Consider the following 13161-nt stretch of genomic DNA (forward strand, 5'->3'; position numbering starts at 1 on the left):
AGCTATTCGCGCGAGGGCAGGGGGTTCCGCGCGACTTAGCTCTTCTTCGGGCCGCCATGGTTCTGGATCAGCTGGTAAGCATGCTCGTACCAGTCGGTGCCCGGGTAATTGGCCCCCAGCACCGCAGCCGTCTTGCGCGCCTCGTCCTGCACGCCCAGTTCCAGATAGCTTTCCACCAGCCGCATCAGCGCCTCGGGCACGTGGCTGGTGGTCTGGTAATTGTCGATCACCCGGCGGAAGCGGATGACGGAGGCCAGCCAGTCGTTGCGCCGCTGATAGAAGCGGCCGATCTGCATTTCCTTGCCGGCCAGGTGATCGTTGATCAGGTCGACCTTCAGCCGGGCGTCGGCGGCAAAGCTGCTGTCCGGGTAGCGCCGGATCAGCTCGCCCATCGCGTCCAGCGCCTGCTGGCTGATCTTCTGGTCGCGGTTCACGTCGCCGATCTGCTCGTAATAATCGACGGCGATCAGGTAGAGCGCGTAGGGCGCGTCCTTGTTGCCCGGGTGGATCGCCAGGAAACGCTGCGCGCTCTGGATCGAATCCGGGTAACTGCGCGCCAGATAGTGCGAGAATGCACTCATCAACTGCGCGCGGCGCGCCCAGGGCGAATAAGGATGCTGACGCTCGACTTCGTCGAACAGGGCCGCCGCGACCTTGTAGTTGCGCCGGTCGAGCTGATCCTTGGCGGCATTGTAGAGCGTGTCCACGTCGCGCGCGACGTAGCGGTTGCTTTCGTTGCCGCGCCGCTTGGACGCACTGTCGCTCGCGCAACCGGCGAGGGGAAGGGCCAGGACCAGGGCGGCAAGCGCCAGGCGGGACGTGAAACGACGCATGGGCAAGCGCCTTAGCCGAGCGCCGGAAGCGCGAAAAGGGAGATGCGGCAGAGCGAACATGGCGGCATCACCCCACCCGTTCGGCGTTGGAGGCGGGGCCGCTCGGGCGCTTGCGCTCGGCCAGCTGCGGCGTCAGACCGAGGCTGATGAGCAGCGAACTCGACACGTAGATCGAGCTGTAGGTGCCGACGATCACGCCCAGCATCATCGCCGCCGTGAAGCCGCGCAGCACCGGACCGCCGAAGATCAGCAACGCGCCCAGCGCCAGCAGGATGGTGATGGAGGTCATCACCGTGCGCGGCAGCGTCTCGTTGACCGAGAGATCGATCAGCGCGCGCATGTCCATGGTGCGATATTTCCGCATATTCTCGCGGATGCGGTCGTCGATCACGATCTTGTCGTTGATCGAATAGCCGACCACGGTCAGCACCGCCGCAACAATGTTGAGATCCACCTCAAGCTGCGTGATGGCGAAAAAGCCCAACGTCATGATGAGGTCGTGCGCCACCGCAACGAACGTCGACACGCCGAATTGCCATTCGTAACGCAGCCACGAAAAGACCGCGATGCCCAGGATGGCGAGGAGGACAGCTAGTCCGCCCCGCCAAAGAAGCTCATCGGAAACCTTGCCCGTGACTGTTTCGGCGCGATTAAACACCACGCCTGAATACTTGGTGCGCAGGTTGCCCTGAACCTTGCTCACAAGACGGTTTGTGGCGCCTTCATCCGTCTCTGCGGGCAGGGGAAGCCGAATGAGAACTACATTCGGTGCACCGAACGTTTGAAGACTTGCTTCGCCAACGCCAAAGGCATCAACCTCGGTGCGGAGACGGTCAAGAGATGGCGGCGTTGCGAACTTAGCCTCGATCATCACGCCACCGACGAAATCGACGCCGAGATTGAGGCCGCGTAAACCGATCAGCGCGCACGCGGCGACGGTCAGCAAGGCGGTCAGCCCGAACGCCCAGTAACGCAGGCGGACGAAGCCGATATTGGTGTTGTCGGGAACAAGCTTGAGGAGGCGCATGGCTGGTGCCCGTCAGATGTGGAGTTCGGTCGGACGGTGGCGTTTCAGCCAGCCGGCGACGAGCATGCGGGTGAAGGTGACGGCGGTGAACACGCTGGTGGCGATGCCGATCAGCAGCACCACGGCGAAGCCCTTGACCGGGCCGGAGCCGAGCGCGAGCATGATCAGGCCGGAAATGGCGTGCACGGTGTTCGCCTCGAAGATGGTGCGGCTCGCTTCCTTGTAGCCGAGCTCCACCGACTGGACGACGCCGCGTCCGCGCCGCCGTTCTTCGCGGATGCGTTCGTTGATCAGCACGTTGGCGTCCACCGCCGTGCCGATGGTCAGCACAAAACCGGCAATGCCCGGCAGGGTCAGGGTGGCGTTCAGCCCCGCCATCACCGCCAGGATGACGAAGATGTTCAGCACCACCGCCAGGTTCGCATAAACGCCGAACCGGCCATAGGTGACCAGCATGAACACGATCACCGCAACGCTGGCGATGACGGAGGCGACCACGCCGGCGCGGATCGAATCGGCGCCAAGCTGCGGGCCCACCGTGCGCTCCTCGATCACCTTCAGCGCGACCGGCAGCTTGCCCGAACGCAGCGCGATGGCGAGCTGGTTGGCGCTGTCGACCGTGAAATTGCCGTTGATGATCGCATTGCCGCCCAGGATCGGCTCGTTGATGTTGGGCGCCGACAGGATGCTGTTGTCCAGGATCATGGCAAAGGGCTTGCCGGTATTTTCCTGCGTCACCCGCGCAAACTTGCGGCCGCCCGCCGTGTTGAACTTGATCGACACGGCCGGGCGCTGATTTTCGTCATGGGTCAGCTGCGCGTCGATCAGGTCGTCGCCGGAAATCACCGCGCGCCGCTGCACCGCCATCACGGGAATGCCGCCGGGATTGTCGGGATAGGGTACGATCTGCGTTCCGGCGGGCGCATGGCCCTGCGCGACCTGGGTCGGATCGGCATCCACCGCGACCAGCTTGAATTCCAGCTTGGCGGTTTTGCCGATCAGCTGCTTCAGCGCGGCGGGATCCTGCAGGCCGGGGACCTGCACCAGGATGCGCGACTGGCCTTCGCGGACGATGGTGGGTTCGCGCGTACCGAGTTCGTCGATGCGCTTGCGCACCACCTCTGTCGCGACGTTCATCGCATTTTCGGTTGCGGCGGCAAGGCCGGCCTGGGTCGGCGTCATCACGATGCGGGTGGAATCGACCACCTGCACATTCCAGTCGCGCTGGCCCGACAGGCCGCTCGGCTGGGTCAGCGTGCGCAGCCGCTCCACCGCCGCGTCCAGCTGCGTCACGTCGCGGACGAAAAAGGACAGTCGCCCGCCCGAGGTCGAGATGTCGCCGATCGCCACCCGCGGCGAGCCGCGCCGCATCTCGGTACGGACCGTATCCTCCATCTTCTGGAGGTTCTGGCGGCTCAAATCGGCGGTGTCCGCTTCCAGCAGCAGGTGGCTGCCGCCCGACAGATCCAGGCCCAGGTTGATCCGCGGAAACCCGCCGAGGTGCAGCCTCTGCGCCGTGCTTTCCGGCATCAGGCTGGGCAGGGCGAACAGGACGCCGAGGGCGAGCAGCCCCCAGATCCACAAGACTTTCCAGCGCGGGAAATCGAGCATCGGGCGATCAGTCGTTGGCGGGCTTGCCGCCGGCGACGCGGACGTCGCTCAGCGTAGCCTTGAGCGCGCGGACGCGGACGTTGGGGCCAAGCTCCAGCTCCACTTCATCCCCGTCCACCCGTATCACCTTGCCGACCAGGCCGCCGCCCGTCACCACGGTGTCGCCTTTCTTGGCGGCGTCGATGCGGGCGCGATGCGCCTTTTGCGCGCGCTGCTGCGGACGCCACAGCAGCATGTAGAATACGCCGAGGATCAGGATCCACGGAATCGCCAGCGTCAACAGGGATCCTGCGCCGCCTTGCGGTGCTGCACCGGCGGCCTGGGCGAAAGCGGGGGAGGCGAACATCTGTCTCTGGCGTTCCGGGAAACGAGGGGCGCGCGGGCCGGAAAAGGCCGCGCCATGAAGGCCGGGCGCCTATCACGGGCGACAGGCACGGGCAATGGCACGCTTGCCAAGCGGCAAAAGGCGCTCTAGTGGCGCGGACCTTGGTCGGGGCGTAGCGCAGCCTGGTAGCGCATCAGACTGGGGGTCTGGGGGTCGCAGGTTCGAATCCTGTCGCCCCGACCAGCCGACCCCAAACGGAACTCGTTGGGGTCGGTCGGACTCCGCCTTGGCGCGGAACCGTCCTTCGCCTACAGCCCTTCGCCGCCGACCCAATGGGCATTGGCCAGCTTGCGCGCTACCGCCCAGGTCTGCACGCGGATGTCGGGCACGGCGACGATTTCCCAGAACGCCCCGCGCGTCATCGGGCCCAGCGCCAGCAGGCGCGGATTGGGCCGGCCCTCCGCATCCACCGTCTCCGCCTGCGACGTCACCTCTATCCCCAGCATCCGCGCGTCGGGGCGGATCAGCCCGCGCCGGAGCAGGTTGCGCAGCAGCGGCTCGTGCGTGCGGGTCACGTCGCCCTGCGTGCCGGTGCAGTTGATCACCCGCCGGACATGTGCGCGCTCCACCGTCTCGCCGCCGCGCGTCCGCCAGGACAGGTCGATGCCGTTCCCCGCCCGTGTCCACCCGGCGATCTTGCCCGCGACGATCCTGAGCCGCCCGTCCGCCTGCATCCGCGCGAGTCGCGCCGCCACTTCGGGCGCTAGCCGGTGACGGTGCACGTCCCACCACGGGCGCAGGTGGCGCAGGAACCGGCGCTGCTCCTCCTCGGGCGCGGTGAGCCACATGCCCTGCGTGTGCGGGCGCAGCTCGTCCACCGCGGCCCGCCAGCCGATCGCCGCCGCGCGTCGCCGCACCGATCGCAGCAGCGCGGCCCCGGTCTGGGTCGGCCGCTCCGCCAATCCGCCCGCCGGCGCGGTGCCGTCGGCATGGGCGCGGGGCGCCAGGCCACGCCGTGACAGCGCGATCATCCTGCCCGTAGAGCCGCGCGACTCGAGCAGCAGCGCCACGTCCACCATCGTCAGCCCGGTGCCGATCGTCACCACCGTGTCGTGGCTTTCGAGTCCCCGCACCACGTCCCCGCTCCAAGGGTCGGCGGCATAGATTTCGGCCGGCAGGTCGCCGCCGCCGAAGCCCGGCGGATCGTTGGGCGGCAGGTTGCCGAGCGCCAGCACCGCCACATCAGCCGCGATTCGCCCACCGCTCGCCAGCCCGATCCGCACCCCATCGCCGTCGGCGGCGATGTCGTCGGCCCGGTCCACCACCACCCGCAAGCGGTCGGGGTGGGCCTGACGGGCGTCGTGCAGCAGTTGCACCAGGTAACGCCCGTAATCGGCACGCCGGGCAAAACCCTGGCGCCCGCCCGCGCCCTCGGCCGCCAGCCAGCGGACAAAATGGTCGGGGTCGTCGGGCAGGGCGCTCATGTTGCCGGCGCGCACGTTGAGCAGATGCTCGGGATGCACGGTCGAATAAGCGACGCCGCGCGCCAATTGCGCCCGTTGTTCGATCAGGATCGCGCGCGGCCCGTCATGGCGGATCAGGTTGATCGCCTGCAACGTGCCCGAAAAGCCCGCGCCGACGATCGCGACCTCGCTTACTTTCGGAGCCGCCGGATGGCTCATCGTGCCGCCCTGCCGGTTATCGCGGAAGCGGGCGATCGTGCAAATGACAGGGGCATTGGGATCTTCTAGGCTCCGCGCGCATAAAGAGGGAGAGGGGACATCATGCGTGGCATCACCATCGGTCTGACACTGGCCTGGACGCTCGCCGCGGCCATGCCCGGCGGCACGGCGCAGGCGGCGGCGGACCCGGGCGGCTTCGCCTCCGCCGCCGACGTGCGGGCGCAGGTTGCGGCGATGAAGCGCGAGATGAAGCCGGGACAGGGCTTCGCCTGGAAGCCGCTGGTCCGCGCCGGCGAACAGGTTGCCGCCATCGAGATCTGGAAAAAGCCCGGCAAGCCCGCTGTGCATCCGACCGAGGCGGAATATGCGATCGTGCTGGAAGGGCGGGGCACTTTGGTCTCCGGCGGCACCATGGCCGATCCGCAGGTAACCAATCCCACCCTGACCGAAGGTAGCCGCATCGACGGCGGCACCACCCGCACGCTCGCGCCCGGCGACGTGCTGCTGATCCCGGCGGGCGCGCCGCATTGGTTCGGCATCACCGGCGACCGGCTGATCCTGCTCGGCACCAAGATCCCCGCCGCGCGCTGATCGCCGTCAGCATAGGGGTCAGCGCAGGCGGCAACGCCGCGCCGTCGCCATTCCGCGCAGGAAGCCGCGCCGCGCATAGCCCGCGTCCATCGCCGCGTTGAGGCGGCGTTGCGCGGGTGCGGCGCCGCTCACCTCGCGCACCAGGCCGCGAAACGGGATGACGGCGTTGACCACCGATCGCCCACCCGCCTCGGCGATCTTGCTCGCGCGATCCTCATTGGCCTGCGTGCCGGCGACGAAGTCCGGGCCCAAGGCGGCGTTGAGGTTGCGGATCGCGCCCCGCAACTGGGTGCAGCTGGCAGTGCCGGTCGGCGCATAGGGGTTGCGGATCGCCGCCTCCAGCACCGGCGGGACGGCGATCTTGGATACGCCGACGTCGCGCGCCGGCTGGCTGGCGATCCGGCCCGCAGCCTCGCCGGTGCGGGCGATGCGGCTCTGCTCCTGTGCCTGCGCCGGGCCGCACGCCGCCATCAGGCTGCCCACAAGGATCATGTAACGGATGGGTAACGAAAGCATGGCGCTACAATCCCCGTCGCCTTGTCCGGTTCCCGAGCAGCCGAAGCGCGGCGGGTCAGGCGCTCTCGCCCTCGAACTGCAATTGGGCGAGGCGGGCGTAGAGGCCGCCACGGGTGACCAGCACCTCATGCCGCCCTTCCTCCACGATCCGCCCGCGATCCATCACCACGATCCGGTCCGCGCCGCGCACGGTCGCCAGGCGATGGGCGATGACGATGGTGGTGCGGCGCGCCATCAGCCGGTCCAGCGCGTCCTGCACCAGCCGCTCGCTCTCCGCATCCAGAGCCGATGTCGCCTCGTCCAGCAGCAGCAGCGGCGCGTCGCGCAGCAGCGCGCGGGCGATCGCGATGCGCTGGCGCTGCCCGCCCGACAGGCGCGCGCCACCCTCGCCCAGATAGGTATCCAGCCCGTCCGGCAGGTCGCGCAGGAAGCCCGCCGCATTGGCCGCTTCCGCCGCCGCCCAGATCGCGCTGTCCTCCGCCTTCCACCGGCCGTAGCGGAGGTTGTCGCGTGCCGACGCCGCAAAGATCACCGTATCCTGCGGCACCACCGCGATCCGCGCGCGCACCTCGGCCGGATCGGCCTGGGTCAGGGCGACGCCGTCCATCCGCACCGTGCCGCCGACCGGATCGTAGAAACGCTGCGCCAGCTGGAACAGGGTCGACTTGCCCGCGCCCGACGGGCCCACCACCGCCACCGTCTCGCCCGGTGATACGGTCAGGCTGAAGTCATGCAGCGCGGCGAAGTCCGGCCGGGTCGGGTAGCGGAACTCGACATGGTCGAACGCCAGCGTGCCGCGCGGCGGCGTCGGCAGCGCCTGCGGCTTGGGCGGGGGGGCGATCTCCGGCCGTTCGGCCAGCAGCTCGTTCAGCCGGCTGGCCGCGCCCGCCCCGCGCAGCAGGTCGCCATACACTTCCGTCAGCGCGCCGAACGCGCCCGCGACCAGTCCGCCGGTCAGGACGAAAGCCGCGATCGCACCACCGCTCATGCGGCCCGCAGCCACGTCGGTCGCCCCTTCACGCAGTACCAAGGTGATCGATCCGAAGATCAGCCCGATCACGATCGCGGTCATGATCGCGCGGATGGTGAAGCGCCGCTGGGCCGTGACGAAGGCCGCCTCCACCGCCGTCCCGAACCGCCCCGCCTCGCGCCGTTCCTGGCCGAACGCCTGCACGATCTTCATCGCGCCCAACGTCTCCGCCACGATCGCGCCCAGCTCGGCGATGCGGTCCTGCGACGTGCGGCTGAACCCCCGCACCTTGCGGCCGAGCAGGACGATCGGCCCCAGGATCAGGGGGATGCCCAGCAGCAGCCACGACGCCAGCTTGGGCGAAATCGCGAACAGGTAGATAATGCCGCCGATCCCGGTGAAGCTGTTGCGCAGCGCGATCGACACGGTCGACCCCACCACCTGTTCGATGACGGCGGTGTCGCTGGTCAGGCGCGACGCAATCTCCGACGGGCGGTTCTCCTCGAAAAAGCGCGGCGCCAGCGTCAGCAGATTGTCGTGCACCCGCCGGCGCAGGTCCGCCACCACCCGCTCGCCCAGCCACGACACGTAGTAGAAGCGCAGGGCGGTCGCGATCGCCAGCACCGCCACGATCATCAGCAGGTAGTTGAACGTGTGGCCGACGCTCGCCGCCGTGTCCCCGCCGCCGCCCAGAAAGCCGCGATCGATCACCCGCTTGAAGCCATAGGGGATCGCCAGCGTCGCCGCCGACGAGACCACCAGCGCCGACAATGCGGCGGCGATCCGGCCGGGATAGCGGCCCGCCATCCCCCAGATCAGCCGCAATTCGCCGATCCGGCGGCGTTCCTTCATATCCGGGCGATCGGCCATGGCCCTGCATGTAGCAGCGGCGATCGGACTGCTCAACCAAACGCCATCTCGGTCGTTTGTTGCAATGCGGCGGCTTTCAGCCCATCTGTTAGATGCCGGGGAGACAGTCGCTTGTTGTACGAAGCTTACGAGTTCCAGAAGAACTTGCTCGCGGGTGCGAGCGCCATGGCAGAGGTGGGGTCGGAGTGGATGAACAATCCCGCCAACCCCTTTTCCCATACGCAGCTCGGGTCGATGATGGCCTCGGGGCTCGATGTCTTCGCCCATGCCTCCGCGCCGCATGGCAAGCCCGCTTTCGGCATCGGCTTCACCCTGATCGATGGCAGGGAAGTGCTGATCGAGGAGGAGGTGGAGGCCAGGAAACCGTTCGGCCAGTTGCTCCATTTCACCCGCCCCGGTGCGCCGCAGGGGCAGCCCAAGCTGCTGATCGTCGCGCCCATGTCGGGTCACTACGCCACCCTGCTGCGCGGCACCGTGGAGCGGATGCTGCCGGCGCATGACGTGTGGATCACCGACTGGGCCGATGCGCGGCTGGTGCCGCTGGCGGACGGTGCCTTCACCCTCGACGACTATATCGATTACCTGATCGGCTGGCTGGAGCATCTGGGCGAGGGCACGCATGTGCTGGCCGTGTGCCAGCCCGCCGTGCCGGCTTATGCCGCCGCCTGCCTGATGTCGGCCGACCGCAATCCGGCGCGGCCGCGCACGTTGACCATGATGGGCGGACCGATCGACACGCGGATGGCGCCCACCGCTGTCAACACTGTCGCCACCCAGCGCCCATTCAGCTGGTTCGAGCAGAACGTGATCGCCACCGTGCCCTTTTATTATCCGGGCAGCGGGCGAAAGGTCTATCCTGGCTTCCTCCAGCTCACCGGCTTCATGGCGATGAACTGGGGCAACCATCTGGTCAGCCATTGGCAGATGTTCCGCCACCTGGTCGATGGGGATCAGGAAGGCGCGGAAGGCACCAAGGCCTTCTATGACGAATATCGCTCCGTCTGCGACATGACGGCCGAATTCTACCTCCAGACGATCGACGTCGTGTTCCAGCGGCAACTCCTGCCCCGGGGGGAGATGACGCATCGCGGGCGCAAGGTCGATCCGGGCGCGATCACCGACGTGGCGCTGCTGGCGATCGAGGGCGAGCGCGACGACATTTCCGGCATCGGCCAGACCAGGGCGGCGCTGACCCTCGCCACCAACCTGCCCGACGCGCTCAAGATCTATCACCTGGCGGAGCGGGTCGGCCATTACGGCATCTTCAACGGCCGGCGCTGGCGCAACGAGACGGCGCCTGCGGTCGAGGCCTTCATCGCCGAAGCGGAGGGCCGCGCCGCCCCGCCCAAGCCGCAGGTGGTCCACGCCGAACCCGATCCTCCCGCACGGGAAGCCAATACCGCCAATTTCGCGTGAGCGGCGCGCGCCTTTGTGTCCGGATCGAACGCTGGCCGGTGGCCGGCGCCTTCACCATCGCGCGCGGGGCCAAGACCCATGTCTATGTGGTGGTGGCCGAAATCCACGGGCACGGCCATGTCGGACGCGGTGAGGCCACGCCCATCTATTATCATGGCGAAACGGCGGAAAGCGTGCGCGACGCCGTGTCGGCGCAGGCGGATGCGATCGCCGCCGGCCTGACCCGCCACGACCTGCAAACTCGCCTGCCGCGCGGGGCCGCGCGCAACGCACTCGATTGCGCCTTGTGGGATCTTGAGGCCAAATGCGGCGGCCTCCCGGCGTGGCGCCTCGCCGGCCTGTCCGCGCCGCGGCCACTGGTCACCGCCTTCACCATCTCGCTCGGCACGCCCGAACGGATGGAGGCGGATGCCCGCGCCGCCGCCCATCTGCCCCTGCTGAAGCTCAAGCTGGCGGGCGAGGGCGATGAACAGCGCGTCGCCGCCGTCCGCCGGGGCGCACCCGCCGCCCGCCTGATCGTGGACGCGAACGAGGCATGGACCGGCCGCGACGTGGCGGCGGAGGCGGCTCGGCTGGTCGCTTATGGCGTGGAGCTGATCGAACAGCCGGTCCGCGCGGGCGAGGACCATCTGCTCGACACTGTTGCCAGCCCGATCGCGTTGGCGGCGGATGAAAGCTGCCAGGATCGCGCCGACCTCGATCGCTGCGCCGGCCGCTACCGTGCGGTGAACATCAAGCTCGACAAATGCGGCGGCCTCACGGAGGCGCTGGCGCTTGCGGCCGGGGCCAAGGCGCGCGGGCTGGAGGTCATGGTCGGCTGCATGCTCGGCACCTCGCTCGGGCTGGCTCCCGCCTTTCTCGCCGCACAGGGTGCACGCTGGGTCGATCTCGACGGCGCGTTGCTGCTGGCGAACGACCGTCCCGGCGGGATGCGCACTGACACCACCGGCGTGTTGCAGCCGCCGTCGCCCGAACTCTGGGGCTAACCAGCCTACATTCAGCCTGCACCTTACCGTTCTCCTGCGAATGCAGGAGTCCAGAACCGTGCGACCAATCCCTCGCCCGCTGGGCTCCTGCTTTCGCAGGAGCACGGGTGGGAAACCGCGCCGCCCCGTCCAACAGGGCGACGCGGGCCTGGCGCCTTACAGCGTTACTTCGGCGACATTGTCCTTGTAGCTGTCCTGCGGGTCCTTGCCGAACAGGCGCGTGATCGCCGCGCCGATCGAACTGCCCGACTTCCACAATTCGGCCGTGTCCGTGTCGAGGCGGAGCAGGGTCAGCTTCGGATCCTCGCGGCCCTTCTCGAACCATGCCGCGACATGCGCGTCCCACAGCCGGTCGATCGTCGCCGGATCGTTGTCGACCCTCAGCGTACCGTGGATGCTGGCGAACAGGTCGTGCCCCTTGGCCGTATAGGTCGCGATCGCGCGTTGCGTGGTGCCGGCCATCGCTTCGATCAGGCTGTTGTCCTTGGCCGCGAAGAAATAGAGCGGGCCGCTCTCGCCCTCGAACTTGGCGGTCATCGGCTGGGTATGTCCGTCGCGGGCATCGACCAGGCCCAGCATCACGAACGGGGCCGCCTTCAGGTCCTTCCAGAAGCGGGCTTCGATGTCGGCGTCGTCGGCCATGTCATATCTCCAGTGACTGAATGATGTCGTCGGTTCCAACCGGCGGCGCGGCATGCCGTTCCGGCGCCGCGGTGTCAGGCGGCCTTGCTGCCCTTGCCCCTGGCGCTTTCCTTGCGAACGCTTTCTGCCAGTTCCTCCAGGAACCCGATCAGCGCCCGCTCCTCGCCGGTCAGACCCTTGGCCGGGCGGGGCAGCTTCAGTTCGCACAAGGTTCCGGCGTCGCCGTTGCGGCAGATCTCGACCAGCGCCGGGTGGATATAGGATTTGCGGCTGATCGCGGGCGTGTTGCCGAGGGCGGCGGCCACCGCCTCCAGCATCGGCTTCAGGCTCAACTTGCCGTCCCTGGCGGTTTCCAGAATGTGCTGGAACGCCAGCAGGCTCGCGCCCCAGGTGCGGAAATGCTTGGCGGTGAAGTCGCCGCCGGTCGCCTCGCGGATATAATCGTTCACCTCGGCCGAACCGACCGGCTGCGGCTTGCCTTTTTCATCCACATATTCGAACAGGTGCTGGCCCGGCAGGTCCTGCGTCCGCCGCACCAGATTGGCGAGGCGGCGATCCTCGATCGTCAGCCGCTGCTTCTTGCCGGACTTGCCGACATATTCCAGCCGCAGCTTGCTGCCCGTCACCTTGGCGTGGCGATTGCGCAAAGTGGTGGCGCCGAAGCTCTTATTCTCCTTGGCATAGGTCTCGTTGCCGACACGGATCTTGCCCAGGTCGAGTAGGCGCACCACCGCAGCGATCACCGTTTCGCGCGCCAGCTTCCGTCCGGCCAGATCCTTGTCGACCTGCGCGCGCAGCTTGGGCAGGGAGGCCCCGAACTCGGCCGTGCGCTCATATTTGTCGGCTTCCTGCTGCGCCCGGAAATCCAGGTGGTAGCGATATTGCTTGCGCCCGCGCGCATCGATGCCGGTCGCCTGGATATGCCCGTTGGGGTGGGGGCAGTACCAGGCGTCGACATAGGCCGGCGGCAAAGCGATGCCGTTCAGCCGGTCGATCTCCTCCCGATCGGTGATGCGGGCACCGTCGGGCCCGTAATAGGCCCAGCCGTCGCCGGCCTTGTTGCGGGTGATACCGGGCTTTTTATCGTCCACGTGACGCAGCTTGGGTGCAGGCATGATCGCTGAACGTGACGCCTGCCCCGGCGTTCCGTCCGTCACGCCTGCTCCACCGTCAGGGCGGCGATGTCGAGCATCAGCAGCTCGCCCTGCATCTGCACATTGTCCAGCGCGATCTCCGCCACGACGTGGCCGGGAATGGCGAACTCCATCTCTTCCAGATGTTCGGTCAGCCAGTCGGCGGCGGCCAGCGGCGCCGCCAGCCGGATGCGATGGCGCGCGCCGGAGAAGGTGGCGCTGCACCATGGTCGCCAGCTTGCCTGGGGAACGGACGCTGTCCCGTCGGTACGGGCGATCAGGTGGCGGATCAGGTGGGCGTGGGGATCGGCCATCACCGCGCATCCGCTTGCAGGATGTAGCTGCGCAGCCGGTCGGCTGTGGCGGGCCGCAGCTCCCGCCCGTTGCGCAGCGACCGCACCAGGTTGGGATCGCCCAGCGCGCGCCGCCCCAGCGTGCTCGGCCGCATACCCGTGCGGTTCATAAATCTTTCCACATCCATCAGCAGGTTCACGACTCGCCTCCGTTCCTGTTATGTTCTAATCATGGAATGTTTCCTACTTGTCTAGGAAAAATCCTA

Annotated in this window: 14 protein-coding genes and 1 tRNA gene; 4 read left to right on the plus strand and 11 right to left on the minus strand. The window is 67.9% G+C overall.

The genetic code is table 11. The features are described from left to right. Positions 1-35: 35 nt before the first annotated feature. The 4 genes from Q0D93_RS00375 to yajC form a co-directional block, all read right to left on the minus strand. Entirely contained in the window at positions 36-833 is a 798-nt protein-coding gene (locus Q0D93_RS00375) for an outer membrane protein assembly factor BamD (RefSeq protein WP_294389754.1), read from the minus strand. Between the two features lie 67 nt (positions 834-900). After that, a complete protein-coding gene (gene secF / locus Q0D93_RS00380) occupies positions 901-1860 on the minus strand; it encodes a protein translocase subunit SecF (protein ID WP_294389757.1) in 960 nt (319 codons plus the stop codon). 12 nt (positions 1861-1872) lie between these two features. Further along, entirely contained in the window at positions 1873-3471 is a 1599-nt protein-coding gene (secD, locus tag Q0D93_RS00385; protein WP_294389758.1) for a protein translocase subunit SecD, read from the minus strand. Between the two features lie 7 nt (positions 3472-3478). Beyond that, complete coding sequence (yajC, locus tag Q0D93_RS00390) at positions 3479-3817, minus strand: preprotein translocase subunit YajC (RefSeq protein ID WP_294389760.1); 339 nt, start codon at positions 3815-3817, stop codon at positions 3479-3481. 145 nt (positions 3818-3962) lie between these two features. On the opposite strand from yajC, the gene Q0D93_RS00395 reads away from it, so the two are divergent. Then, positions 3963-4039: transfer RNA gene (locus tag Q0D93_RS00395), tRNA-Pro, on the plus strand. A 65-nt stretch (positions 4040-4104) separates the two neighbouring features. On the opposite strand, the gene Q0D93_RS00400 is transcribed toward Q0D93_RS00395, so the two are convergent. Next, positions 4105-5478 (minus strand): FAD/NAD(P)-binding protein, encoded by a 1374-nt coding sequence (locus Q0D93_RS00400; protein ID WP_294389762.1) that lies wholly within the window; start codon positions 5476-5478, stop codon positions 4105-4107. A gap of 102 nt (positions 5479-5580) precedes the next feature. Here Q0D93_RS00400 and Q0D93_RS00405 point away from each other — a divergent pair, with 102 nt between their 5' ends. After that, entirely contained in the window at positions 5581-6069 is a 489-nt protein-coding gene (locus Q0D93_RS00405) for a cupin domain-containing protein (protein ID WP_294389764.1), read from the plus strand. An 18-nt stretch (positions 6070-6087) separates the two neighbouring features. Here the strand turns inward: Q0D93_RS00405 and Q0D93_RS00410 are convergent, their stop codons facing one another. Both Q0D93_RS00410 and Q0D93_RS00415 read right to left on the minus strand, forming a co-directional pair. Beyond that, positions 6088-6561: a hypothetical protein gene (locus Q0D93_RS00410; RefSeq protein ID WP_294389766.1), complete on the minus strand. Its 474-nt coding sequence runs from the start codon at positions 6559-6561 to the stop codon at positions 6088-6090. Positions 6562-6640: 79 nt separating this feature from the next. Then, positions 6641-8425 carry an ABC transporter transmembrane domain-containing protein gene (locus Q0D93_RS00415; protein WP_294389769.1) on the minus strand — a complete coding sequence of 595 codons (1785 nt, stop codon included), beginning with the start codon at positions 8423-8425 and terminating at the stop codon, positions 6641-6643. 111 nt (positions 8426-8536) lie between these two features. On the opposite strand from Q0D93_RS00415, the gene phaZ reads away from it, so the two are divergent. Together phaZ and dgcA are read left to right on the plus strand one after the other, a co-directional pair. Then, complete coding sequence (gene phaZ, locus Q0D93_RS00420; protein WP_294389771.1) at positions 8537-9841, plus strand: polyhydroxyalkanoate depolymerase; 1305 nt, start codon at positions 8537-8539, stop codon at positions 9839-9841. Beyond that, entirely contained in the window at positions 9838-10827 is a 990-nt protein-coding gene (dgcA, locus tag Q0D93_RS00425; protein WP_294389772.1) for an N-acetyl-D-Glu racemase DgcA, read from the plus strand. Before phaZ ends, dgcA begins: the two co-directional genes overlap by 4 nt. Before the next feature lie 156 nt (positions 10828-10983). On the opposite strand, the gene Q0D93_RS00430 is transcribed toward dgcA, so the two are convergent. The 4 genes from Q0D93_RS00430 to Q0D93_RS00445 form a co-directional block, all read right to left on the minus strand. Continuing rightward, positions 10984-11469: a pyridoxamine 5'-phosphate oxidase family protein gene (locus Q0D93_RS00430; protein ID WP_294389776.1), complete on the minus strand. Its 486-nt coding sequence runs from the start codon at positions 11467-11469 to the stop codon at positions 10984-10986. 74 nt (positions 11470-11543) lie between these two features. Next, positions 11544-12584: a DNA topoisomerase IB gene (locus Q0D93_RS00435; protein ID WP_294389779.1), complete on the minus strand. Its 1041-nt coding sequence runs from the start codon at positions 12582-12584 to the stop codon at positions 11544-11546. Between the two features lie 38 nt (positions 12585-12622). Further along, positions 12623-12916 (minus strand): hypothetical protein, encoded by a 294-nt coding sequence (locus Q0D93_RS00440; protein WP_294389781.1) that lies wholly within the window; start codon positions 12914-12916, stop codon positions 12623-12625. Continuing rightward, complete coding sequence (locus Q0D93_RS00445; protein WP_294389784.1) at positions 12916-13095, minus strand: hypothetical protein; 180 nt, start codon at positions 13093-13095, stop codon at positions 12916-12918. Before Q0D93_RS00445 ends, Q0D93_RS00440 begins: the two co-directional genes overlap by 1 nt. Positions 13096-13161: the final 66 nt, after the last annotated feature.

Origin of the sequence: uncultured Sphingomonas sp. (assembly GCF_934560975.1) — a bacterium.
Lineage (GTDB): Bacteria > Pseudomonadota > Alphaproteobacteria > Sphingomonadales > Sphingomonadaceae > Sphingomonas_I.

Coding starts and splice junctions, on each gene's coding strand:
- Q0D93_RS00375 (WP_294389754.1), bottom strand. CDS start 833: ATGCGTCGTTTCACGTCCCGCCTGGCGCTTGCCGCCCTGGTCCTGGCC.
- secF (WP_294389757.1), bottom strand. CDS start 1,860: ATGCGCCTCCTCAAGCTTGTTCCCGACAACACCAATATCGGCTTCGTC.
- secD (WP_294389758.1), bottom strand. CDS start 3,471: ATGCTCGATTTCCCGCGCTGGAAAGTCTTGTGGATCTGGGGGCTGCTC.
- yajC (WP_294389760.1), bottom strand. CDS start 3,817: ATGTTCGCCTCCCCCGCTTTCGCCCAGGCCGCCGGTGCAGCACCGCAA.
- Q0D93_RS00400 (WP_294389762.1), bottom strand. CDS start 5,478: ATGAGCCATCCGGCGGCTCCGAAAGTAAGCGAGGTCGCGATCGTCGGC.
- Q0D93_RS00405 (WP_294389764.1), top strand. CDS start 5,581: ATGCGTGGCATCACCATCGGTCTGACACTGGCCTGGACGCTCGCCGCG.
- Q0D93_RS00410 (WP_294389766.1), bottom strand. CDS start 6,561: ATGATCCTTGTGGGCAGCCTGATGGCGGCGTGCGGCCCGGCGCAGGCA.
- Q0D93_RS00415 (WP_294389769.1), bottom strand. CDS start 8,425: ATGGCCGATCGCCCGGATATGAAGGAACGCCGCCGGATCGGCGAATTG.
- Q0D93_RS00430 (WP_294389776.1), bottom strand. CDS start 11,469: ATGGCCGACGACGCCGACATCGAAGCCCGCTTCTGGAAGGACCTGAAG.
- Q0D93_RS00435 (WP_294389779.1), bottom strand. CDS start 12,584: ATGCCTGCACCCAAGCTGCGTCACGTGGACGATAAAAAGCCCGGTATC.
- Q0D93_RS00440 (WP_294389781.1), bottom strand. CDS start 12,916: ATGGCCGATCCCCACGCCCACCTGATCCGCCACCTGATCGCCCGTACC.